Origin of the sequence: Gordonia sp. PP30 (genome assembly GCF_023100845.1) — a bacterium.
Classification (GTDB): domain Bacteria; phylum Actinomycetota; class Actinomycetes; order Mycobacteriales; family Mycobacteriaceae; genus Gordonia.
This window is the reverse complement of sequence record NZ_CP095864.1, coordinates 4,113,784-4,135,968: the sequence shown is the minus strand read 5'-3', so window position 1 is coordinate 4,135,968 and position 22,185 is coordinate 4,113,784. Positions and strand designations below refer to the sequence as shown.

The following is a 22,185-nucleotide window of genomic DNA, read 5'->3' as shown; positions in this document are numbered from 1 at the left end:
TCGGGGTTCGGGCGGGGTGTCAGAGGGCGGTGTTGCGGTGATTACTTTACCGTTCAGGGCATGGCGTCTTTGCGGAGAGTCCTGATGGCGGTCGTGCTGGTCCTGGTGGCACTGGCCGGGATCACCGCGTGCGGGCACGACGACAAGCCCGCTCACCAGGGCGTACCGCTCCCGAAGGACTTCCCGTCGAAGCAGGTTCCGCTGGTCGACGGGGTGGTGCAGAGCGCCACCAAGATCGACGATGTGTGGGAGGTGAAGGTCCAGGCGCCGGCCACCGAGGGCAACGCCTTCGACAAGGCGTCGAGCCTGCTGACCGACGACGGCTACGTCGAGTCGAGTCGTACCCAGACGTCCAGCGAGGTCTCGGTGCTCTACTCGAAGGAGGCCGACGGCAAGACGTACTGGGTGACGGTCGGCATCTCCGCCGCCGCCCAGGGCAAGGCGAGTCTGATCATGTACTCGGTGACCCGGCTCTAGGGGAGCCGGGCCGAATGCAGCCGGCTGAGCCGATCGAGAATGCGGCCGGCTGAGCCGAAATGCAGCTGGCTGAGCCGATCGAGCTCGCAAGGGCGAGATCGTGTCGAAGTCAAACCCAGAACAAGCGGACGTTCTTGCAGTGAGACGGAACGTCGTTCACAGCGACCTGACAGGAACGCGGGGCACAGTGGTTTCCGACGTGCCGGACGATCGGTGCATACCCGAATACGAGAAGGACCAGCCGAATGACGACTCCCGAGAACCCCGGGCCCACCGACTCCGAGTCGACGGCGGCCCAGTCCGCCGACGCCCAGCCCACCGAGGCGTTGCCGACCGAGCCCGAGTCCGCGGTGACCGAGCCGGTGGCCGCGTCCACCACGCCCGTCGCCACCACGCCTGTCGCCGCCGCGCCGGCGCCTGCCGCGGCGGAGAAGCCGGACAACACCAAGCGGAACTGGATCATCGGCGGCGCGGTCGCCGCGGGCGTCGCTCTGTTCCTCATCGGGTTCGGCGCGGGCTACATCACCGGCGACCAGGTCGGTGATCACGGCGGCGACAAGCACGGCCGGCACATGATGATCGAGCGCGGTGAGCGCGGGGAGTTCGGCGGTCAGGGCCGGTGGCGGAACCCCGGCGACATGCCGCGCGGGCAGTTCCCGGGCGGCCCCTACGGCCGCGGCGGCGGACAGTACCCGGGACAGACGGAGACCCCGGGCCAGACCGAGACCCCCGGCCAGACCCCCGCGCCCGGACAGACCCAGGCCCCGAGCCAGTCCAGCTGACGGCCCGGCGGGACGGCTCCGACGCGGCGCGGCTTGCGGCCGGCGGAGCCTGTCTGGCGCGTCGGCGGCCGCCGGTTCTCGAGATCGATCGTCGTAGCAGCGGCTCGTCGCACTGGCAGCGCTCGCGAGTGCTGCCGATGCGCGCGGCCGCTGCTACGACGTGTGCTCGTCCCGGCGCGGCGCCGCGACCGGGCGGCGCAGGCCGAGCCGCGCCGATGACTTGCGGACCGGAATCACCCGGCGGCGGGTTCCCGCGGCGACCTCGGCGCGGCGGTCGTCGCGCCGTTGCAGGCGGCGATCGCGGGCCGCGACATCCCAGTACTCCGGCCGGGACGACACCCAGCGCTGCATCCGCCAGGCGAACGGGATGTGGAGCAGATAGGCGCCGACCAGCACGATCATCAGCACGTACGGGAAGGTGAACAGCAGCGCGGCGGCCGCGGCCACCAGGATCAGCGCCGGGGCCACCACCCGGGCGCGGAGCTTGGCGGACTTGAAGCTGAGCGTCGGCACGCGGCTGACCGCGAGCAGCCCGACGAAGACCAGCCAGCAGCCGACGGCGACCGGGCCACACCACCAACCGTCGCCGAACTGTTCGCGCAGGCCGACCGGCAGCAGCACCATCAGTGCGGCGGCCGGCGCGGGCACGCCGACGAAGAAGTCCTTGGTGTAGGCGGGGGCATCGTCGTCGTCGAGCAGCGTGTTGAAGCGGGCGAGCCGCAGCACGATCGCCGAGCAGTAGATGAGCACAAGCGCCCACGACACGCTCCGGGCGACGTCGGACGTGCCGTTCAGAAGGATCGCGTACACCATGATCGCGGGTACGACGCCGAAGTTGATGGCGTCGGCGAGCGAGTCGAGTTCGGCGCCGATCTTGCTGCTCGCGTCCATCATGCGGGCCACGCGGCCGTCGAGTCCGTCGAGCACGGCAGCGCTGACCAGCAGAATCAGGGCCAAATCGACTCGATGGGCGTTGGCGAAACGCATCGCGGTGAGGCCCGCGCAGATCGCCAGGATGGTCATGGCGGACGGCACCAGCAGGGCGCCGGAACGGACCGAGCGCTGCCGCGCCGACGACCGGCGGGTCGCGCCGCGGCCGGCGATCCGCCGCCGGCCGCGTCCGGTGCCGTCTGGGAGGGTCATCGCGGCAACTTCGCGAGGACGGTTTCCGCCCCGATGGTGTGCTGACCTACGGCGACCTTCGCGGCGGTACCCGCCGGGAAGTACACGTCGACCCGGGAACCGAACCGGATCAGGCCGTAGGTCTCGCCGAGTGTCACCGTGTCGCCGGGTGCGGCGTCGCACACGATGCGCCGTGCGATCAGGCCGGCGATCTGCACCACCCCCAGCCGCTCGCCCTCCCCGGTGCGCAGCCGCAGGCAGGTCCGCTCGTTGCGATCGCTGGCCTCCGGGAGGTCCGCGGACAGGAACTCGCCGGGCGTGTGCTGCACGGATTCGACGAGGCCGGAGATCGGGATCCGCTGAACGTGCACGTCGAACACCGACAGGAAGGTGCTGATCCGGGGCAGCGGCTCGTCGCCGAGACCGAGTTCGGCGGGCGGAACGGCGGTGTCGACCAGCGCGACGGTGCCGTCGGCGGGTGCCACCACGGCCCCCGGTGTGGTCGGCGGCACCCGCGACGGGTGGCGGAAGAAGAACGCGCTGGCCCCCGCCAGGGCCAGTGCCGGGCGGGCGATCCACGGGCGTTTGCGGCCCAGCAGGGCGACCGCCGATGCGCCGGCCACGAAGGGCAGACCGCCGGGGTGGATCGGCGGCACCGTCTCACCGATCAGGTCGAGCAGGTGCGCCGGCCCGGTGCGGTCACCGGGCTGTGCGGGGCGTCGTGCCACGTCGGGCTCAGTTCTCGACGGCGCGCTTGACCTTGCCGAGGGTCTCGCGCATGCCCGTCTGCAGTTCGGCCTCGAAGCCGTCGTTCCCGCCGAACGCCTTGTCGACCAGGAAGCCCGACAGCGCGGTGGTCTTGCCGTCGGCCGCCTTGCGCGACTCGGTCAGGGTGACGCCGCCTTCGCGCTCGGTGATCGTGTAGCTCCACACCGTGCGGTTCTCGGTGATCTTCCAGCCGATCGCCTTGTTCGGCTCGAAGATGACGACCTTCGCGGAGGTCGGCCAGAACAGCGGGCCGCGGCGGTTCAGGTTGAACGTCCGGGTCCCGGCCTTCACCGGGCCGCCGAGGACGAGCATCTTCTTGCACTGCGGGCTCCACTCGCCCATGCGGGCCAGGTCGGAGACGACGGCCCAGACCTGCTCGGGGGTGCCGTCGATGTCGATGGACTCTTCGATGAGTTCTGCGGGCATTTCCGGTGCTCCTCGTGTCGGTCCCGCAACCGGCGGCGGGATCTCGTGAGAATGACCCTATTCGACGCCGGTCGTGGCGGGGAACAGGCCCGGGTCCGGGGGCAGCGTTAGCGGGATCGATGTGGCCGGGGGGCGGGTGAGCACATTGCGTTCCGGTGCGGTCTTCGCCGGGCACACGACTCGGCCGACTGGACCGTCTCCGCCCCGTACGACTCATCGGTCACCTTCGCCGCGGCCGGCCCGGCGACCTTCCCGGGCCCGGGCCGCATGACCTGACGCGGTTCGGCGCGGGGTGCCGCACGACGACGGCACCCTGACGGTCCACGATCCAGATATGCACGCGTGATCCGTCACAGCGCCGTCGTCATGCAGCGCGATCCCGCCGGCTGACCCGCCTGGGCCCTGGGGGCGATGGGCGGGTCGAAACCACGCCCGCCGTACCGCCACCCGACCTCGGCCTTGACGGTATTGCGCGCGATTCCGGGGGGTGACTTCGACACGGTCTCGCCCTGGCGGGCTCGACCGGCTCAGCCGGCTGTGTGTGGGCGGCTCAGCCGATGGTGGGGGGTCAGCCGACCATCACCATCGGCCAGTCGCGCAGCCGCGACGACAGGATCGACAGGTGCGAGTCGGCGTCACCCAGGGTGTGGCCGATCGCGGTGAGGCGGCTGACGTAGTGGGCCACCGGGTATTCGGCGGTCATGCCGATACCGCCGTGCATCTGGATGGCCTCCTGGCCGACCAGCCGGCCCGACCGGCAGATCTGCAGCTTGGTGCGGGAGGCGGTGATCTCGTCGGCGCTGTCCTCGGCGAGTGCCGCGGTCAGGTACGCGCTCATGCTCGACGCCAGTTCCAGCGCCACGTACATGTCGGCGGCGCGGTGCGTGAGCGCCTGGAACGCGGCCAGCGGGACGCCGAACTGCTTGCGCTGCTTCAGGTATTCGGTGGTCAGGTTCAGCGACTTGGTCATCGCCCCGACCGCCTCGGCGCACAGCGCGTTCTGCTGCGCGACCTGCACCCCGGAGATCAGGGCGGAAGCGTCACCGGACGGCAGCGGGGTGGCGGCCGCACCGGTGAAGGTCACCTGCGCGCCGCGGCGGTCGTCGTGCGTCCGGTAGCCGATGCGCGCCACGCCCGCCTGATCGGCCTCCACCAGGTACAGGCCGACCGTGCCGTCGGCGTCGCGCGCGGACACCACGAACACGTCCGCGCAGTCCCCGGCGGCGACCAGCGTCTTGGTCCCGTCGATCACTCCGCCTGCAAATGCGGTACCGACCGCGTACGACGGCCAGCGGTCACCCTGCTCGTGATGCGCGAAGGCGGCGAGTCGTTCGCCGCTCGCCAGCGCGCCCAGCACGGCGCTCTTGGTCTCGCCGTCGGCGTCGGAGCGCTCGACCAGCAGCCCGGGCACGACGACGCCGTCGAGGAAGGGCTCCGGCGCCAGCGCGGCACCGAACTCGCCCATCACCACGGCCAGTTCCTCGGGGCCGGCGCCCATGCCGTCGTACTGCTCGTCGAAGACCAGCCCCAGGATGCCGATCTCGGCGAGTGAGCTCCACACGTCGCGGCTCCAGCCCAGCGGGGTGTCGGTGACGGCGCGCAGCGTCTCGATGTCGTAGGTGCGGGTCAGCAGCTCGCGCACGGTGTCGCGGAGCATGACCTGCTCGTCGGAGAGCGTGAATTCCATGATGTTTCCCTGCCTACAGACCGAGGACGGCCTTGTCGATGATCTGCCGCTGCACCTCGGACGACCCGCCGTAGATGGTGACCTTGCGGTAGTTGAGGTACGTGGGCGCGGTGTGGGCCGCCCAGTCGGGGCTCAGCAGACCCGCCAGCGCCTCCTGCCCGCTGAGTTCGTCTCGCCCGCTGGGCTCGTCCCGCCCGTTGAGCTCCGTCGAAACGTGATCGTCGATCGGCGCGACGGGCAGCGAGTCGGCCCCGGCCAGGTCGTTGAGCAGTTCGAGTGCTTCCTGCTGCAACTGCGAGCCGCGGAGCTTCAGCACCGACGACGCCGGGTTCGGCTTGCCGTCCGACGACGCCGCGACGACGCGCAGCTGCACCATCTCCAGCGCCAGCAGGTCGTTCTCCAGGCCGGCGAGGCGGGCCGCGAACAGCGGATCGTCGAGCATCACGCCGCCGCCGGCCGCGGGGATCTCGGCGGCCAGCCGCTTGGCGCGGGCCAGCTTGGTCTTGGTCCAGCCGACCCGGGCGATTCCGGAGCGCTCGTTCCCGAGCAGGAACTTCGCGATGGTCCAGCCCTGGTTCTCCTCGCCGATCAGGTTCTCGGCGGGCACGCGGACGTCGTTGAAGAAGACCTCGTTGACCTCGTAGCTGCCGTCGATCAGCTTGATCGGGCGCAGTTCGACGCCGGGGGTGTCCATCGGGAAGACGATGAAGCTGATGCCGGCCTGCTTCTTCACGTCCGGATCGGTGCGGACCAGGCAGAAGATCCAGTCGGCGAACTGGCCGAGCGTGGTCCAGGTCTTCTGGCCGTTGATCACGTATTCGTCGCCGTCGCGGACCGCGCGGGTCTTGAGCGAGGCCAGGTCGCTGCCGGCCTCGGGCTCGGAGAAGCCCTGGCACCACCAGATGTCCAGGTTCGCGGTCTTCGGCAGGAACTTCTCCTTCTGTTCCTGGCTGCCGAAGTGCGCGATCACCGGGCCGACCATGCCGGCGTTGAACGGCAGCAGGTCGGGCACGAAGTTGAGTGCCATCTCCTCGCGCCAGATGTGGTGCTGCACCGGCGTCCAGTCCTGGCCGCCCCACTCGGCGGGCCAGTGCGGCACGGCGTAGCCGGCCTTGTTCAGCGCCCGGGTGGTGGTGACCACGTCGTCGGGGTAGTTCGGCTCGCCGGCCTCGTTGCGGCGGCGGACGTCCTCGGGGATCGCGGTGGTGAAGTAGTCCCGGAGTTCGGCGCGGAACGCCTCCTCCTCTGGTGTGTAGTGCAGCTGCATGCCTTTCTGTCTACAGCATGGCGCCGGACCGATGTCCGGGATGCCCCTGGCGCGGCACCCGAGGGGGGGAAAGCATCCAGAGATCTGGAAACGAGATATTGTCAGATCACATGAAACGTGTTCACGCCTTCACCGACGACGTCCTGGGCGACCTGGACGCGGTCGGCGTCGCCCGCGCCGTCGAGGCCGGCGAGTTCAGCGCGCGCGAGGCGACGGACGCCGCGGTCGACCGGATCGACCGGGTGAACCCGCAGCTGGCGGCGGTCGCCTACGACGATCGGGAACGTGCGCGGGTGCGTGCGGCCGAGAACGGATTCTCCGGTGCGTTCGCCGGGGTGCCGACGTTGATCAAGAACAACACCGACTACGCCGGCCTGCCGACGCGGCAGGGCAGCGCCGCCGTCGCCGACCGTCCGGCGGCGGCCAATGAGCCGTTCACCGAGGAGTTCCTCGGCGCCGGGGTGAACGTCGTGGGCGCGTCGACGATGCCGGCCTTCGGGCTCACCGCCACCACCGAGTTCGCCGACCGCGAGCCCACCCGCAACCCGTGGGACACCGACTACTCGTGCGGCGCGAGTTCGGGCGGTGCGGCCGCGCTGGTCGCGGCCGGCGCGGTACCGATCGCCCACGCCAACGACGGCGGCGGCTCGATCCGCATTCCCGCGGCCGCGTGCGGTCTGGTCGGCCTCAAGCCGACGCGCGGCCGGACCGCGGGCTCGCCGGCTTCGGCGAAGGCCCCCATCGACCTGGTCTGCAACGGCATCGTGTCGCGCTCGGTGCGCGACACCGCGTACTTCCTGGCCGATCTGGAACGACAGCGCCGACTCGACACCCTCGATCCGGTCGGCCTGGTCGAAGGGCCGAGCACCGCGCGGCTGCGCGTCGCGCTGATGGCCGAGCCGATCACCGGTGTCCCGCTCGACGCGGACACCCGCCGGGCGGTCGACGACGTCGTCGCCCTGCTCACCGGCCTCGGCCACCACGTCGAGGAGGCGCCGCTGCCGGTGGACCCGTCGTTCGTCGGGCAGTTCACCGACTACTGGGGGACGCTGGCGCTCTCCTTCGACCGCTTCGGCGGCCAGGTGGTCGGACCCGGATTCGACCGGAACCGGCTCGATCCGTTCACCAAGGGGCTCGCCCGGATGGCGCTGCGACGCTTCTACCGGATCCCGGCGTCGATCGTCGGTCTGCGGCGGGCCGTCGCGAAGTTCCGGAACGCGTTCGGGTCGTACGACGTGATCCTGACCCCGACCCTCGGACACACCACCCCGGAGATCGGCTACCTGGATCCGGCCGGCCGGTTCGACGAGGTCTTCGAGCGGCTCATCCAGTACGTGGCCTTCACCCCCGCCGACAACGCGTGCGGCACCCCGGCGATCTCGCTGCCGCTCGGGCAGGCGTCGAACGGTCTGCCGATCGGTATCCACTTCTCCGCCGATCGCGGCGCCGAGCGGACGCTGCTGTCGCTGGCCTTCGAGTTGGAGGCCGCCGCGCCGTTCGCGCGGATCCAGGACGCCTGACTCGGGCGCGTTTCGACGCGGCCTCGCCTGGCGACTCGTCCGGCTCAACGGGCGGTGGGCGCGACGCACTGAGCGGGCGCCCCATATGGCTGCGTGTCGCGGGTCCTCTTCCGTGTCGAGGGCTGTGGAGGACACGCGACACGAAAATGGACCCGCGACACGGACGGCGGCGGCTACACGGGCGACGGCGAGACGGACGACGGCGAGACGGACGACGGCCCGGCGATTCTGGTGAACCGCCGGGCCGTCGTTCCGCCGTCGGGCCGGGTCAGTGCGCGTGCGCCTTCTCGGCGCCGACACCGGTGAGCGAGCGGACCTCCATCTCCGCACGCCGGGCCACGTCGGGCTTCTCCCGCGAGGTCAGCGTGCCGATGATGCCGAGCAGGAACGCCGCCGGGATCGACACCAGGCCGGGGTTGGCCAGCGGGAACCAGGCGAAGTCCATATCGGGGAGCATCGACGTCGGCTTGCCGGAGACGGCCGGGCTGAACACGATCAGCACCAGCGTGATCGCCAGGCCGCCGTACATGCTGAACAGCGCGCCGCGGGTGTTGAAGCGGCGCCAGAACAGCGAGTAGAGGATGGTCGGCAGGTTGGCCGAGGCGGCGACCGCGAAGGCCAGCGCCACCAGGAACGCGATGTTCTGGTCCTTGGCGAGGATGCCCAGCACGATGCCGATCACGCCGAGCACGACGACGGTGATCCGCGAGACCCGGACCTGCTCCTCCTCGGAGGCGCCGTTCTTCTTGATCACGCTGGCGTAGATGTCGTGCGCGAACGACGCCGACGCGGTGATCGCCAGGCCCGCCACCACGGCCAGGATGGTCGCGAACGCCACGCCCGCGATCAGGCCGAGCAGGATCTCGCCGCCCAGTTCCAGGGCCAGAAGCGGGGCCGCCGAGTTCACGCCGCCGGGTGCGGCGAGGATCTTCTCCGGGCCGACCAGCGCCGCGGCGCCGTAGCCGAGGACCAGGGTGAACAGGTAGAAGGCGCCGATCAGGCCGATCGCCCAGACCACCGACTTGCGGGCTTCCTTGGCGGTGGGGACCGTGTAGAAGCGCATCAGCACGTGCGGCAGGCCGGCGGTGCCGAGCACCAGCGCCATACCGAGCGAGATCATGTTGACCTTCGAGGTCAGCGTGCCGCCGTACTGGGCGCCCGGAGCCAGCACGTTGTGCGGCTCGCCGTTGGCCGAGGTCAGCATGGACTGGCCCTTCGCGGTCAGCCCGCCGCCGTGGACGGCGTTGTTCACCGCGTCCTGCGCCATGCCCAGCAGATGGGAGAAGTTGAACATGACGTCCTTCTGCAGCAGCACCCACAGCGTCATCACGATGACGCCGGTGATCAGCAGGACGGCCTTGATGATCTGCACCCAGGTGGTGCCCTTCATGCCGCCGATCAGCACGTAGGTGATCATCAGGATGCCGACCACGGTGATCACCACGGCCTGGCCGAGGTCGCTCTTGACGTTGAGCAGCAGCGCGACCAGGGCGCCGGCGCCGGCCATCTGGGCCAGCAGGTAGAAGATCGACACGGTCAGCGTGTTGATCGATGCCGCCAGCCGGACCGGACGCTGCTTGAGCCGGAAGCTGAGGACGTCGGCCATGGTGAACTTGCCGGTGTTGCGCAGCAACTCGGCGACCAGCAGCAGCGCCACCAGCCAGGCCACCAGGAAGCCGATCGAGTACAGGAAGCCGTCGTACCCGTAGATCGCGATGGCCCCGGCGATGCCGAGGAAGCTCGCGGCCGAGAGGTAGTCGCCGGCGATGGCGATGCCGTTCTGGGTCCCGGAGAAGCCGCCGTTGCCGGTGAAGAACTCCGATGCGCTGGACGTGCCGGCGTTGCTGACCTTGATCACCACGAGCAGCGTGATCACCACGAAGCCCACGAAGATCATGATGTTGAGGGTCGAGTTGCCGGTGTCGACGTCGGCGGCGCTGGTGAGGATGGTGTTCACGACTGTGCTCCCTGTACCGCGGTGTCCTTGGTGCCGGCCTCGATCGCCGCGGCCTCCCGGGCGTAGGTGCCGTCGGCGAAGCCGTCACGCACCACCTGCGCCTGGGGGTCGAGGCGGTGATTGGCGAAGTAGATGTACGCGCCGGTGATCCCGAAGGTGGTGACGAACTGCAGCAGGCCGAAGATCAGGCCGACGTTGATGTTGCCCCACACCCGGGTGCCCATGAAGCCCGTCGCGAACACGCCCATCACCAGGTACAGCGCGTACCAGGACAGGAAGAACACGGTCATCGGGAAAACGAAGCGCCGCAGGGTGCGGCGCAACCGCTGGAACTCCGGACTCTGCTGGGCGGCGATGAACTCCTCCGCCGGTGGTGCCGACGACTGCGGCGGGTGCTCTTGCGCGGTAGACACTGCGACCTCCTTGCTGAAATGCCGCATCTGCGGCCTTGACGGCAAGACTTGCCGAGAGCTGGCTCACGTCCAAGGTGAATTGTGACCGGAGCGACGAGCACGGTGGACCCTGCGATGAGCGGTCACCGGGCTCCGGTGAACGGTGACGCCGGTCACCGGAGCGAAACGGCGCCGGGCGGGGTCCGCGCGTGCCCCGAGGCCGGTGGCTGACCCGCAATCCGTCCGCCACCCGCAGTCCGCTGGGCCACCTGGAGCCCGTTCGTCCACCGGGAATAGAGCGTGTGGCTCGGCGGAGATCGAGTGGTGGAACCCGGGATCAGGCCCGGCGCAGGAGCAGTTCGAGGTCGGTGGCGCAACGGGCGAGAAAGGCGTCGATCTCCTCGCTACGGTAGCCGGTCCGGCCGAACGACGACGGGGCGAACCGGGCCTCGGTGACCGCCGCGGGGGTCAGCCAGGCCACCGCCGGATCGGCGGGATCGCGGAATCTGGCGGCGACCGCGTCCAGAAAGGTGTCGACCTGGGCCCGGTCGTACCCGCGGCCACCGAATCGCGCTGTGGAGAAGGTGGCGCCGACGATCTCCTCCGAGGTGAGCCGGGAGCCCGGCCGTGCGACGGGCGACCCCGCGGTGACCGCACCGCCCGTGAGCCGGGCGAGCTGAACGGCGCACAGTTCGAGTAACGCGTCCACCTCACCCTCGTGATAGCCGCGCATGCCGATCGGCGGACGGGCGAAGGTGCGCGCCCGCACCGCCGCGGGTGTCAGCCAGCCCAGCGCGGGGTCCGCCGGATTCGCGAATTTCGCTTCGAGCGCGTCCAGGAACTCGTCGACGTCATCCTCCCCGTAGCCGCGGCGCCCCATCGGCGGCTTCGAGAAGGCGGCGGTGCGGATGTGGTCGGCGGTGAACTGGGCGTCGTGGGGCACGGGTCGATTGTGGCCGATCGGGAACGGTCGTCCACGCGGCCCGGCCGATCGTTAGGTCGTGTTGCGAAGATCCCTTTGCGGGCCTCGCAGAAGACGTTCGCACCACGACCTAGGTGTTTCCGCAGGTCGGCATCGAAGAAAATTCTGGACCAGAATCTTCTTTGAGTCTCTGAGCTGCGACGATGCGAATTCTGCGGGCAGACGGTGCCGGTTCCGCTCATACCGTGATCGGCGGGCGCCGGGAAGGGCCCGAACACGATTCACCGGATACGGGAGTAGGGACGAGAAGTGCGGGAACTGACCGAAACGAGACGAGTGGTGCCGGTCGTCGCGGTGCTGGGGACGATCCTGGCCGTCGTGCTCCTCGCGATCGTGGTGACCTCCCCGGCCGGGGCGGAGACGCCGGCCGAACGCTGCAAGCGCGAAACGGCGGCCTACAACAGCGCCTGGAAGAACGCCTGGTTGCAGGCCAACCCGGGCAAGAGTCCCGGCGACGCACCGCCGCCGCCGGTGCCCTACACGTGCCACGGCGACGACGGGCCGCCGCCCACCCTGGACACCACCCCGCCGGAGACCTCGCCGCCGGTCACGTCGAGTGCCTCCCCGGAACCGTCGGCGCCGAGCACCGCCGAAAGTCCCGCGACGACCACGCCGGCGCCGACCTCGAGCCGTCTGCTCGAGCACCCCGGACCCGGCCAGCCGACCATCGACGCGGGCGGGAAGAGGACGGCCGCGCTGCGCGACGGGTTCAAGGTCGACGCGGCGGACGACGGCAACGACGGCAACGGCGGGATCACCTCGGACTCGAGTTCGTACCCCGACAAGCTGTCCGGGATCACGATCTACGCGAACGCGTGGGCGTGCGCCCTGTACTGGAAGCACTGCAGCTTCGCCACGTCCGCCAAGACCTACCGCGACGGCCAGCGCTTCGCGGTCAACATGATCAGGAACATCGCGACCGCGAAGACCCACGGGATCAGCGCATCGGTGGAGATCAGCGGGGGCAAGGGCAACGGCGGCACCGTCGGGCTCACGGCACAGGGGTCTGACAAGAATGTCAAGACGCTGACCTGGGAGAACACCAAGAGCTACATCTCGGACGTGGCGGGAACCGCCGACTGCGGCATGTTCTCCACCTACTTCAGCGTCACCTCCGAGGGCTGGTTCGAACACGACGGCGCGAAAGGTTACGTGAGTGCCGGTGTCCGGAACTAGAACGCGCGGACCGCTCGCGGCGCTGGCAGCCGTCGTCCTCGCCGGTGCCCTCGTGCTCTCCGCCTGCGGGGACTCCGGCTCCGCGCGGCGCGCCGACCCGTGGGACGGGCTCGCCGCCGCGTACCCGAGTCTGGCCGGGGGAGACGGCCTCGTCGTCCCGTCGATGGAATCCGACACGTCGCCCGAGGCGACGCTGTATCAGACCGCGTACGGGCGGGCCGCGCTCCGGAACGCGGGGCGCGACCTGCCGCCGGTCGCCCCGGCGAAGCTGATGTGGACGCTTGACCGGGAGGCGGCGACGGACCCGATCTGGTCGGGTTTCCAGGTCTGCCTGGCGTCGCCGGACACCGGCACCGCGGCGCTGCTCAGCGAGGCCGGGAAGAAGCTGCACGTCGACCTGCCGGCGCTGGCCGCCGCCTCGGTCGGCGCGCGCGACTCGGACGCGGGATACAGCGCCCAGGTGCTGGCGTGCCTGGGGCCGGACGTGCTCGCACCGCACCGCGCGGCGGTGGAGTGGCTCGCCGCCGATCCCGCCGTCACGAGTTACCAGCGGTACCTCGCCGTCCAGGCGCTCGCCGGAACGGGGACCGCGGTGCCGGTCGACGGCCGGTCGTTGCCGGAACTGCCCGCGCGGGTCGACTGCGGCGATCCGGCGTCGGCCTCGAATTGGATGGCGGTGCACCAGCTGCATCGCCTCGCCGACCCCGGCTTCTCTCACCCCGGCCCGCTCGTCGACTGCGCCGCCGGGCTCGCCGGCCGCCTCAACGCGCAGTCGGCGCTCGCGGCCGCGGTGGTCGCCGATCGCCGGCCGGCCGAGCTCCAGAAACTCTCCGCCCCGGTGATCGATCCGCTCGCCCAGCAGATGACCGCCGACGGCCTGCTGGTGGCGCCGCCGCCGGGCGGCTTGCGGTGGACCTTCTCGTACGCCGCGGCCCTGAAGCGGGGCGGCGCCCGGATCCCGGCCGCGCTGACCGCGGTGGTGGCGGACCAGATCTCCGCCGCGAACACGGCGCACCCGGACGGGGCCCGGAACGCGCTGCTCGCCGGGCTGTGCGCGGTGGACGACGGCCTGGCGTGTCCTGCGTCCGTCGTCGACTCGGGCCGTGCCTGGGTCGCCGACATCGACTTCGCGGACCTCGACGTCAACGTGTACACGTGGATCGAGACGCTCGACCTCGCACGAGTGCTGGGCATCACCCCGAAGTCACGGCCGTCGGCGGAGGCCGCCGGCGCCTTCGCCGGGCGGTATTCGACGGAGCTGAAGCAGGCGCCGGGGCTGATCGAGGCGCTCATCACCGCCGCCGCCGGGGCGGGCATGACCGACGTCGTCCGGAGTCTGGCACCGCTGACCGATCCCCGGCGAACCTTCACCGACGGGCTGGCCGGCCGGTCGCTGACCGCGGCCGGCAGTGCCTACACCGCGGCGAAAGCGCTCGGCATCGATACCGCGGGCTGGCTCGACGGCCTGCCCGCCGCGCTGAAGGGGTTCGCCGTCAACGACGTCACCGGCTATCCCTACAGCGACACGTCCGGGTCGCCGGTGGCGAACTCGAGCGCGAGTATCGCGGCGGCCACGCTGAGCGCCGCGGCGAACGGCTGAGGCAGGGCGGTCAGTCGCCGACGGGCGTGCGTTCCAGACCCAGGCCGAAGCGCTCCGGGACGTGCATGCGGGCGAAGACCGTCGCGACATCGCCGCGCAGGGTGCGGCGGGTGGCGAGGGAGACGACGATCATCGTGCCGAACGAGAGGGGCACGGTGACGGCGGCGGGGAAGGTGACCACGGCCGCCGCCCAGCCGTCGCCGGATACCCGGAACGCGCCGGCCAGCACCGCGGCGACCGAGGTCGCCGAGCCGACGGCGAGGCCGGTGACGGCCCCGGCCGCGGTGAGGCCGCGCCACCAGATGCCGAGCACCAGCAGCGGGCACAGGGTGGCGGCCGAGACGGCGAACACCAGGCCCACCGAGCGGGACAGCTCGAGGGTGCCTGCGGCGAGCGCCAGCCCGATCGGCACCAGGCCGCCGAGCAGCGCGCAGATCCGGAAGCTGCGGACCCCGGGCCGCAGCAGATCGGTCGACACCACGCCCGCGATGCTGATCAGCAGGCCCGACGACGTCGCGAGGAACGCGGCGATCGCGCCCGCGGCGACCAGGGCGACCAGCAGTTGCCCCGCCAGACCTCTGACGATCGCCGACGGCACCAGCAGGACCACGGCGTCGGCGGTGCCGGTGGCGAGCACCTGCGGGACGTAGACGCGGGCCAGCACGCCGAGCACCGTCGGGAACAGGTAGAACCCGGCCAGCAGGGCGATCACGGTCAGCGCCGTCCGGCGCGCGGCGGTGCCCGACCGGTTGGTGTAGAAGCGGACCAGCACGTGCGGAAGGCCCAGGGCGCCGAGGAAGGTCGCCAGCATCAGCGACAGCACCTGGTACAGCGGGTGGCCGCCGCCGAGGCCGCCGCCGGACCGCCGCCACTGCGCGCCGGTCTGCGGCGCGTCGGACACCACCGGGGTCGCCGCGCCGGCCGCCAGCCGCAGGGTGGAGTCGTGGCCGACGACGACGGTTCCGGCGGGCAGCGGAGCGTCGCGGACCCGGCGGCCGTCGACGGTCCCGGTCGCGGTGACCCCGGCCGGATCGGTGACGGTCACCGAGACCTGCGTCGGGATCCGCACTGTGGTCTCGGCGACGACCCGGGCCGGCAGCGGGTCGCCGAGATCGGCCGGCTCCTGCGCGAAGTGGATGATCGCGACCAGGGCGGGGACGGCGATCGCGGTCAGTTTGAGCCAGTACTGCAGACCCTGCGCGAAAGTCACCGAGCGCATACCGCCGCTCACCACGTTGGCCACCAGGGCCGCCCCGACCAGGACCACGCCCACCCAGCCGGGCAGGCCCAGCAGAATGTTCAGGGTGAGCCCGGCGCCCTGCAGCTGCGGGATCAGGTAGAGGACGCAGACCGCGGCCACCACCAGCATCGAGGCGCGTCGTGCGCGGCGCGAGCCGAGCCGGAACTCGGCGAAGTCGGGCACCGTGTACGCGCCGGAACGACGCAGCGGCGCGGCCACGAACAGCAGCAGCGCCAGGTAGCCGGCGGTGAAGCCGATCGGATACCAGAGTGCGTCGGCGCCGTACTTGGCGACCAGTCCGGCCACGCCCAGAAACGACGCGGCCGACAGGTACTCGCCGGCGATCGCGGCGGCGTTCCAGCGTGCGCCGATACTGCGCGAGGCCACCAGGAAGTCCGATGTGGAGCGGGCGCCGCGGCCGCCGTACGCGCCGAGCGCCACCGTGCCGAAGGCCGCCAGGGCGACCGCCGCGACGATCAGGAGCGAGCCGGTGCCGACGGTCACGGGCCGCGTTCCTCGTCGTCCATGAGTGCGATGAAGTCCCGTTCGGCCTGTTCGGCCAGCCGGATGTAGAGACGGCCCGCGAGATACAGGATCGGGTACGGCGCGAGCGCGAGGACGATCCAGTTGACGCCGATGCCGAAGACGGTGGCCGAGGCGAAGTCGTCGACGGTGAAGCCGATCAGCGGAATCGCCAGGAACAGGGCCGCGACACCCAGCCCGATCCGCAGTGCCAGCCCGAGTTGCGCGCGGACCAGTCCACGTACCAGATGTTCGCCCACCTCGGTCTGTTCGGCGACCTCGGCGCGGGTGCGCACCGGCCGGGCGCCACGCCGTTGCGAGAGCACCACGCGTTCGCGCCGCGGCGCATCGGGAGTCACGACTACGACCGGCCGGAACGGAAGGACCGCAACGGATCTCGCACCAGGCGGTCCTTGAGTTCCCGGACCTGCCTGCGGCTCACCGGCAGTTCCACCTCCGGCGCCGCGCCGTGTGCGCGGACCATCACCCGGGTGCCCGAACCCGCCGAGCGCAGGCCGCTCACCCGCGGCAGCGCCACCAGATACGACCGATGGACCCGTGCGAAACCGGCGCCGGCCCACTGCGTCTCGAGGGTGGAGAGGGTGACGCGCACCAGGTATTCGCCGGTGTCGGTGTGCAGCCGGGCGTAGTCGCCGACCGCCTCCACCCAGGAGACCGAGTCCCGGGAGATCAGGGAGGTGACGCCGCCGCGTTCCACCGGGATCACCTCACCGGCCATCGGTGCGGGTTCCTCGGTGGGGGCGGCCTCCGCGCCGGATTCGGGAGCCTCGACCGGCGCCGGGCGGACCGCGAGCACCCGCTCGATTGCCTGCGAGAGGCGTTCGGCGCGAAGGGGTTTCAGCAGATAGTCGACGGCCCCGATGTCGAAGGCCTGCACCGCGCGGTCGTCGTGCGCGGTGACGAACACCAGGGCGGGCGGGGAGGCGTACCGGGCCAGCACCGCCGCCAGCTCCATGCCGCTCAGTCCGGGCATCGAGATGTCGAGGAACGCGGCGTCGACCGGCCGCTCGGCGAGCAGGCGCAGCGCCTGGGTGGCATCGGAGGCGGTCACCACCTCGGAGACGGCGTCGTGCGACTCCAGGAGAAAGGTGAGCTCGTCGAGGGCCGGGGCCTCGTCGTCGACGGCCAGGACCGAGAGACCGGTCATCGTGGGCGTCCTTCCCCGGGAGTGTCGGCACGGATACCGGCCGCGAACTTCGGCACTCGCATGCTGACCTTGGTGCCCGCGCCGATGCCGGTATCGACGATCAAACCGTAGTCGTTGCCGAAGGCCGAGCGCAGTCGTTGATCCACATTCGTCAGCCCCACGTGCGCGCCGTCGCTCTCGTCGCCGATCCGGTCCGACGGCGCCAGCGCGTCGATCGCACCGCTGCGCAGCAGCTCCGGATCCATGCCGACGCCGTCGTCCTCGACGCTGATCTCGCAGTCGGTGCCCAGCCCGCGCGCGGCGAGGGTGATGGTGCCGTCGCGGCGCCCGGCCAGCCCGTGCCGGACGGCGTTCTCCACCAGCGGTTGCAGCGCCAGGAACGGCACCACCACCGACAGCACCTCGGGATCGACGTGCAGGCGCACGTTGAGGCCGTCGCCGAAGCGGGCGCGTTCGAGGGTGAGGTAGCGGTCGATGTTGCGCAGTTCGTCGGCGAGCGTCGTGTACTGGCCGGCGGCGCGGAACGAGTAGCGGGTGAAATCGGCGAAGTCGAGGATCAGTTCGCGGGCCCGGACCGGATCGGTGCGCACGAACGACGCGATGGTGCCGAGGGCGTTGTAGATGAAGTGCGGGTCGATCTGCGCGCGCAGGGCCAGGACCTCCGCGCGATCCAGTCGTGCCCGGGAGGCATCGAGCTCGGCGAGTTGCAGCTGGGTGGCCGCGTAGTTGGCGACCTCCGTGAGCGCGCCGATCTGTCCCGGCCCCGGCGGATGCGTCGTCGCGACCACCAGGACCCCGGCGCTGATGTCGTCGGTGAGCAGCGGCGCGGCGATCAGCTGGCGCACCGGTCCGCCCGGTCCGCCCGGGTCGTCGGACAGCGCGCGGCGCCGATCGGCCAGGGCCTGCGCGGCCAGCGCGGTAGCGGCCTGCACCACCCGCGGCGGCCAGATGTCGGGTTCGCCGTCACGGCCGAGGAGGACGCCGTCGTCGCCGAAGAGTGCGACGCCCGCGGCGCCGGTGAGCGCGCGGAGCGGCCCCGCCGCGCGGGTCGCCGATTCGGCGGTGAGCCCGTCCCGCAGCGGGTGGGCGGCGAGCGCCGCGGCGGCCAGCGTGTCGTGCACGGCGCGCTCGTGCGGGGTGGCCACCACGCGGCGGGTGCGCAGCGCGTAGACGAACAGCACCGCGGCCAGCGCGCCGCCGAGCACCACGATCGCGATCAATTCTCCGGACATGTCGTCTGCCGAATCTACTGGTTCACCGGGGCGTGCGGGCGTGTTCACCGCCGGGTTCGCCGCCCGTCAGCCGTCGCTGGTGCCATGGACGCATGGACTACTTGCTGACTCTGGGCGTCATGGTGGTGCCGGTGATCTTCTCGCTGTTCGACGGTGACGGCCAGCGTGTCGCGGATGCGTGAATAGTGACCGCTTCCGCGACGGTCTGCCGATCCGTCGTCTGTTCGTACGACACGACCGGCCGGCCTCTACCATGCCGCGCATGACGAGGCCATGTCTCCTAAGTCTCTTTCCGGGCCTCGGCGGCCCGCTGAACGCCTGGCGGCGTTGTCGTCGGTCGGCATAGCGCCGCTATGCCTCCCTCCTCCGCCTTGCCAGCCGCCCAGCGGATCCACCGATGCCTACGGAGAAGACTTAGGAGACACGGCCTAGAACTCTCTCCATGCTCGCCGGCACCGCCGTTCTCGGCGGGCTCCTGTCGCTCGCTCCGGTGTCGCCGGCCGCCGCCGCGCCGGTCGCGTACAAGAACTGCACCGCCCTCCACAAGAGCTTCCCGCACGGCGTGGCCCGGCCGGGCGCGCGGGACAAGGTGAGCGGCCGATCGAAGCCGGTGACCACCTTCCGCGTGAACAAGGCCGTGTACGACCTCTGGTGCCCGGCTCGACCGTGACAAGGACGGGATCGCCTGCGAGAAGAAGTGAACGACGACCGATGACGAAGGGGACCGCCAGGCCGGCGGTCCCCTTTCTTCGTCTGACTGCACGGTGGTGGCCCCGCCTTCGCGGGTCCGGAGCGCGCGTTGGCTGAACTCGCGGCGGCACGCCGTCGAGGGGCGACCGGAAGAGGGCGGGTCAAACCCGCCGTGGGCCGAATTGCCGATTCCGGAATAGGGTTTTGACCTGCGGTGATAGGGCGATTTGCGCGGTCTGGGCGCAACTGTGGGACGGATGTCCGCGTCTCCCTATCGTTCTGTGGACATCCCGTCGCAGAGCCGTGAGGAACCCCGGAGACATGAACGCACCGCGCCCCGACAAGCCGTTGCATTTCGCAGCTTTCGTCATGAACACGACCAGCCACATCGTGCAGGGGACCTGGCGCCGGCCCTCGGCACGACAGGCCGATTTCAACAGCCTCGATCACTGGGTGAATCTCGCCAGGACCCTGGAGCGGGGCAAGTTCGACGCGATCTTCTTCGCCGACGTCGTGGGCCTGTACGCGCCCTACCGCGGCGACGAGCGCAAGTACTTCGAGGCCGGGCTGCAGGTTCCCAGCAACGACCCGAGCGTGCTGGCCAGCGCTCTCGCGTACGCCACCGAGCACCTGGGCATCGCGTTCACCGCCAGCATCCTGCAGGAGCACCCGTTCAACTTCGCGCGGCGGATCTCCACGCTCGATCACGCGACGCAGGGACGGATCGCCTGGAACATCGTGACCAACTATCTGCCCAATGCGAGCCGCAACTTCGGGCTGGACGGCCTCACCGCGCACGACGAGCGCTACGCGTGGGCCGACGAGTACGTCGACGTCACCTACAAGCTCTGGGAGGGCAGCTGGGACGAGGATGCCCTGGTCCAGGACCGGGAGCGGGGGATCCACGCCGACTACGACAAGGTGCACCGCATCGATCACGTCGGCCCGCGGTACCGCGTCGAGGGACCGCACCTGGTGAGCCCGAGTCCGCAGCGCACCCCGCTGCTCTTCCAGGCCGGGGCCTCCGAGGCCGGCCGCACGTTCGCCGCGAAGAACGCCGAGGCGGTCTTCGTGCAGTCGCCGAATCCGGCCGCCGCACTGCGGGACACCACCGACATCCGGGAGCGGGCCGTGGCGGTGGGCCGTCGCGCCGACGACCTGAAGTTCTTCCAGGGCCTGTACGTGGTGCCGGCGTCGACCGAGGCCGAGGCCGAGCGCAAGGCCGCCGAACTCGACGAATGGATCGACTACGACGCCCAGCTGTCGCATCTGTCCGGGGCGCTCGGCATCGACTTCGGGCACGAGGACCTCGACACCCCGGTCGGCGAGATCCAGACCGAAGGCGTGCAGTCGATCGTCGGGTGGATCCGGGGCGTGGTCACCGATCGTCCCGCCACGTTGCGCGACGTCGCCCACTACACGGCGACCAGCCTGCGGATCGTCGGCACGCCGGAGCAGATCGCGGACGGCCTGGCGAACTGGCGGGCGCACGGCGTCGACGGCATCAACCTGGTGAACTACGAGATCCCGACGTCGTACGAGGAGTTCGTCGACCACGTGATCCCGGTCTTGCAGGACCGCGGCCTGGCGCAGCGCGAGTACCGTGAGGGGTCGTTGCGGCAGAAGCTGTTCGGCGCGGGTGACCGCCTTCCCGAGCGTCATCAGGCGGCCCGGTACCGCGGCGCGTTCGGCGCGGCACCGGAGACGGCCGCCGAGCTCGCCGAGGCGGGCGTCTGATGGGTGCGCCCGAGACTCCCCGGCCGCCCAAGCGGCTCATCCTCAACCTGTTCGAGATGAACTGCGTCAGCCACATCACGCACGGTCTGTGGCGGCTGCCCGGGAACCGGCGCGAGAACGTCAACGACATCGAGTACTGGACGGGGCTGGCCCGACTGCTCGAAGACGGCGGTTTCGACGCGGTGTTCCTAGCCGACGTGCTGGGCACCTACGACGTGTTCCGCGGTTCGGCGGAGACCGCGATCGTGCGGGGCCTGCAGATCCCGAACAACGACCCGGCGTCGGTGGTGCCCGCGATGGCCGCGGTGACGCGGCACCTCGGCTTCGGCATCACCTTCTCCACCACCTACGAGCCCCCGTTCTCGTGGGCGCGGCGCGCGTCGACCCTCGACCACCTCACCAAGGGCCGCGTCGGCTGGAACATCGTGACGTCGTACCTGCCGAACGCGGCCCGCAATCACGGCCGCGACGACGAGATCGACCACGACACCCGGTTCGAGATCGCCGACGAATACCTCGACGTCCTCTACAAGCTGTGGGAGGGCAGCTGGGACGACGACGCGATCGTCGCCGACCGCGAGAACAACGTGTTCGCCGATCCCGCGAAGATCCGGCCGATCGACCATGTCGGCCGGTACTTCCGGGTCGAGGGGCCGCAGCTGCCCAGCCCGAGCCGCCAGCGCACACCGGTCCTGTTCACCGCGACCGCCTCGCCCGCCGGCACCGGGTTCGCCGGGAAGCACGCCGAGGTGGTGTTCACCGGCGGGTCGTCCCCGGCGCAGCTCAAGGCCCTGATCGCCGCGCTGAAGGACGCCGCCGAGGCGGCCGGCCGCGACCGCGACGACCTGAAGGTCATCACCACCGCGGGCATCGTGGTGGCACCGACGCAGGCGCGGGCCCGCGCCAAACTCGCCGAATACCAGCGCTGGTCCGACCCGGAAGGCTACCTGGCGCACGCCGGGCTGACCTGGGATCCGACCGCGCTGCCGCCGGAACAGCGGCTCGACACCCTGCCGCTCGGCCGCCACCGCGGGCGCACCGAAGCGGGACCGGACACCACGGTCGGCGAGTTCCTTGCCGGTTTCGGCGACCTCGCCCGCCACCCGCTGTTCGCGGTGGGCGACCCCGAACAGGTCGCCGATGCCATCGAAGGCTGGCTCGACGATCTCGATCTGGACGGCATCAACCTGCTGCAGTACCACTCCTACGACACGGCGCGCGACTTCATCGAGCTGGTGGTGCCGGTGCTCCGGCGACGCGGTCGTCTCCGCGAGTCGTACGACCCGTCCGAGACACTGCGCGACCGGATCTTCGGCCGCGGCCCCAGGCTGCCCGACGACCACCCGGCCGCCCGCTACCGCGGCGGCAAGCACCTGCCGCGCCGGGCCGGGATCGCCGATCCCCAGCCCGCCGCCTCCTGACCGCACCCGCGGTCGCCCT

The 22,185-nt window shown here is 70.9% G+C and carries 20 protein-coding genes; 8 read left to right on the top strand and 12 right to left on the bottom strand.

Features of this window, described 5'->3' with window-relative positions:
* The first annotated feature begins 60 nt into the window (after nt 1-60).
* The gene (locus tag MYK68_RS19150) at nt 61-477 is read left to right on the top strand and encodes a hypothetical protein (protein ID WP_247865323.1); all 417 of its coding nucleotides are present in this window, start codon (nt 61-63) and stop codon (nt 475-477) included.
* Nucleotides 478-722: 245 nt separating this feature from the next.
* Nucleotides 723-1,259 carry a hypothetical protein gene (locus MYK68_RS19145; RefSeq protein ID WP_247865322.1) on the top strand — a complete coding sequence of 179 codons (537 nt, stop codon included), beginning with the start codon at nt 723-725 and terminating at the stop codon, nt 1,257-1,259.
* 153 nt (nt 1,260-1,412) lie between these two features.
* Here MYK68_RS19145 and MYK68_RS19140 read toward each other — a convergent pair whose 3' ends face one another.
* The 5 genes from MYK68_RS19140 to MYK68_RS19120 form a co-directional block, all read right to left on the bottom strand.
* Complete coding sequence (locus tag MYK68_RS19140; RefSeq protein ID WP_247865321.1) at nt 1,413-2,402, bottom strand: CDP-alcohol phosphatidyltransferase family protein; 990 nt, start codon at nt 2,400-2,402, stop codon at nt 1,413-1,415.
* Nucleotides 2,399-3,109 (bottom strand): phosphatidylserine decarboxylase, encoded by a 711-nt coding sequence (locus tag MYK68_RS19135; RefSeq protein ID WP_247865320.1) that lies wholly within the window; start codon nt 3,107-3,109, stop codon nt 2,399-2,401. The genes MYK68_RS19140 and MYK68_RS19135 overlap by 4 nt, the downstream gene beginning before the upstream one ends.
* Before the next feature lie 7 nt (nt 3,110-3,116).
* The gene (locus tag MYK68_RS19130) at nt 3,117-3,575 is read right to left on the bottom strand and encodes an SRPBCC family protein (protein WP_247865319.1); all 459 of its coding nucleotides are present in this window, start codon (nt 3,573-3,575) and stop codon (nt 3,117-3,119) included.
* Nucleotides 3,576-4,143: 568 nt separating this feature from the next.
* A complete protein-coding gene (locus MYK68_RS19125) occupies nt 4,144-5,262 on the bottom strand; it encodes an acyl-CoA dehydrogenase family protein (protein WP_247865318.1) in 1,119 nt (372 codons plus the stop codon).
* A 13-nt stretch (nt 5,263-5,275) separates the two neighbouring features.
* Nucleotides 5,276-6,529, bottom strand: coding sequence for an acyl-CoA dehydrogenase family protein (locus tag MYK68_RS19120; RefSeq protein ID WP_247865317.1), 1,254 nt, complete (start codon nt 6,527-6,529; stop codon nt 5,276-5,278).
* A 110-nt stretch (nt 6,530-6,639) separates the two neighbouring features.
* Between MYK68_RS19120 and MYK68_RS19115 the strand changes: the two genes are divergently transcribed.
* Nucleotides 6,640-8,049 (top strand): amidase, encoded by a 1,410-nt coding sequence (locus tag MYK68_RS19115; protein ID WP_247865316.1) that lies wholly within the window; start codon nt 6,640-6,642, stop codon nt 8,047-8,049.
* 268 nt (nt 8,050-8,317) lie between these two features.
* On the opposite strand, the gene MYK68_RS19110 is transcribed toward MYK68_RS19115, so the two are convergent.
* The 3 genes from MYK68_RS19110 to MYK68_RS19100 form a co-directional block, all read right to left on the bottom strand.
* The gene (locus tag MYK68_RS19110; protein WP_247868109.1) at nt 8,318-9,946 is read right to left on the bottom strand and encodes a monocarboxylic acid transporter; all 1,629 of its coding nucleotides are present in this window, start codon (nt 9,944-9,946) and stop codon (nt 8,318-8,320) included.
* 56 nt (nt 9,947-10,002) lie between these two features.
* Nucleotides 10,003-10,446: a DUF485 domain-containing protein gene (locus tag MYK68_RS19105; protein WP_502798272.1), complete on the bottom strand. Its 444-nt coding sequence runs from the start codon at nt 10,444-10,446 to the stop codon at nt 10,003-10,005.
* Nucleotides 10,447-10,735: 289 nt separating this feature from the next.
* Complete coding sequence (locus MYK68_RS19100; protein WP_247865314.1) at nt 10,736-11,341, bottom strand: DivIVA domain-containing protein; 606 nt, start codon at nt 11,339-11,341, stop codon at nt 10,736-10,738.
* Between the two features lie 288 nt (nt 11,342-11,629).
* On the opposite strand from MYK68_RS19100, the gene MYK68_RS19095 reads away from it, so the two are divergent.
* Nucleotides 11,630-12,556 (top strand): hypothetical protein, encoded by a 927-nt coding sequence (locus tag MYK68_RS19095; RefSeq protein WP_247865313.1) that lies wholly within the window; start codon nt 11,630-11,632, stop codon nt 12,554-12,556.
* Complete coding sequence (locus MYK68_RS19090; protein WP_247865312.1) at nt 12,537-14,156, top strand: hypothetical protein; 1,620 nt, start codon at nt 12,537-12,539, stop codon at nt 14,154-14,156. The genes MYK68_RS19095 and MYK68_RS19090 overlap by 20 nt, the downstream gene beginning before the upstream one ends.
* 10 nt (nt 14,157-14,166) lie before the next feature.
* Here MYK68_RS19090 and MYK68_RS19085 read toward each other — a convergent pair whose 3' ends face one another.
* From MYK68_RS19085 to MYK68_RS19070, 4 genes are read right to left on the bottom strand one after another with little or no spacing between them, the layout of a single operon-like run.
* On the bottom strand, nt 14,167-15,900 hold the full coding sequence (locus MYK68_RS19085) for a sodium/solute symporter (RefSeq protein WP_247865311.1): 1,734 nt from the start codon (nt 15,898-15,900) through the stop codon (nt 14,167-14,169).
* On the bottom strand, nt 15,897-16,277 hold the full coding sequence (locus MYK68_RS19080; RefSeq protein ID WP_247865310.1) for a hypothetical protein: 381 nt from the start codon (nt 16,275-16,277) through the stop codon (nt 15,897-15,899). The genes MYK68_RS19085 and MYK68_RS19080 overlap by 4 nt, the downstream gene beginning before the upstream one ends.
* 2 nt (nt 16,278-16,279) lie before the next feature.
* Entirely contained in the window at nt 16,280-17,086 is an 807-nt protein-coding gene (locus tag MYK68_RS19075) for a LytR/AlgR family response regulator transcription factor (protein WP_247865309.1), read from the bottom strand.
* Nucleotides 17,083-18,318 carry a sensor histidine kinase gene (locus tag MYK68_RS19070; RefSeq protein ID WP_247865308.1) on the bottom strand — a complete coding sequence of 412 codons (1,236 nt, stop codon included), beginning with the start codon at nt 18,316-18,318 and terminating at the stop codon, nt 17,083-17,085. Before MYK68_RS19070 ends, MYK68_RS19075 begins: the two co-directional genes overlap by 4 nt.
* Before the next feature lie 442 nt (nt 18,319-18,760).
* Between MYK68_RS19070 and MYK68_RS19065 the strand changes: the two genes are divergently transcribed.
* The 3 genes from MYK68_RS19065 to MYK68_RS19055 all read left to right on the top strand — a co-directional run bounded on the left by MYK68_RS19065 (nt 18,761) and on the right by MYK68_RS19055 (nt 22,166).
* The gene (locus tag MYK68_RS19065) at nt 18,761-18,988 is read left to right on the top strand and encodes a calcium-binding protein (RefSeq protein ID WP_349306145.1); all 228 of its coding nucleotides are present in this window, start codon (nt 18,761-18,763) and stop codon (nt 18,986-18,988) included.
* Nucleotides 18,989-19,329: 341 nt separating this feature from the next.
* A complete protein-coding gene (locus MYK68_RS19060) occupies nt 19,330-20,745 on the top strand; it encodes an LLM class flavin-dependent oxidoreductase (protein WP_247865307.1) in 1,416 nt (471 codons plus the stop codon).
* Nucleotides 20,745-22,166 carry an NtaA/DmoA family FMN-dependent monooxygenase gene (locus MYK68_RS19055; RefSeq protein ID WP_247865306.1) on the top strand — a complete coding sequence of 474 codons (1,422 nt, stop codon included), beginning with the start codon at nt 20,745-20,747 and terminating at the stop codon, nt 22,164-22,166. The genes MYK68_RS19060 and MYK68_RS19055 overlap by 1 nt, the downstream gene beginning before the upstream one ends.
* The last annotated feature ends 19 nt before the right edge of the window (nt 22,167-22,185 follow it).

What these genes read in the sequence shown, in the direction of transcription:
- MYK68_RS19150 (WP_247865323.1), top strand. Translation starts at nt 61, where the DNA reads ATGGCGTCTTTGCGGAGAGTCCTGATGGCGGTCGTGCTGGTCCTGGTG.
- MYK68_RS19145 (WP_247865322.1), top strand. Translation starts at nt 723, where the DNA reads ATGACGACTCCCGAGAACCCCGGGCCCACCGACTCCGAGTCGACGGCG.
- MYK68_RS19140 (WP_247865321.1), bottom strand. Translation starts at nt 2,402, where the DNA reads ATGACCCTCCCAGACGGCACCGGACGCGGCCGGCGGCGGATCGCCGGC.
- MYK68_RS19130 (WP_247865319.1), bottom strand. Translation starts at nt 3,575, where the DNA reads ATGCCCGCAGAACTCATCGAAGAGTCCATCGACATCGACGGCACCCCC.
- MYK68_RS19125 (WP_247865318.1), bottom strand. Translation starts at nt 5,262, where the DNA reads ATGGAATTCACGCTCTCCGACGAGCAGGTCATGCTCCGCGACACCGTG.
- MYK68_RS19120 (WP_247865317.1), bottom strand. Translation starts at nt 6,529, where the DNA reads ATGCAGCTGCACTACACACCAGAGGAGGAGGCGTTCCGCGCCGAACTC.
- MYK68_RS19115 (WP_247865316.1), top strand. Translation starts at nt 6,640, where the DNA reads ATGAAACGTGTTCACGCCTTCACCGACGACGTCCTGGGCGACCTGGAC.
- MYK68_RS19110 (WP_247868109.1), bottom strand. Translation starts at nt 9,946, where the DNA reads ATGATCTTCGTGGGCTTCGTGGTGATCACGCTGCTCGTGGTGATCAAG.
- MYK68_RS19105 (WP_502798272.1), bottom strand. Translation starts at nt 10,446, where the DNA reads ATGCGGCATTTCAGCAAGGAGGTCGCAGTGTCTACCGCGCAAGAGCAC.
- MYK68_RS19075 (WP_247865309.1), bottom strand. Translation starts at nt 17,086, where the DNA reads ATGACCGGTCTCTCGGTCCTGGCCGTCGACGACGAGGCCCCGGCCCTC.
- MYK68_RS19070 (WP_247865308.1), bottom strand. Translation starts at nt 18,318, where the DNA reads ATGTCCGGAGAATTGATCGCGATCGTGGTGCTCGGCGGCGCGCTGGCC.
- MYK68_RS19065 (WP_349306145.1), top strand. Translation starts at nt 18,761, where the DNA reads ATGCTCGCCGGCACCGCCGTTCTCGGCGGGCTCCTGTCGCTCGCTCCG.
- MYK68_RS19060 (WP_247865307.1), top strand. Translation starts at nt 19,330, where the DNA reads ATGAACGCACCGCGCCCCGACAAGCCGTTGCATTTCGCAGCTTTCGTC.
- MYK68_RS19055 (WP_247865306.1), top strand. Translation starts at nt 20,745, where the DNA reads ATGGGTGCGCCCGAGACTCCCCGGCCGCCCAAGCGGCTCATCCTCAAC.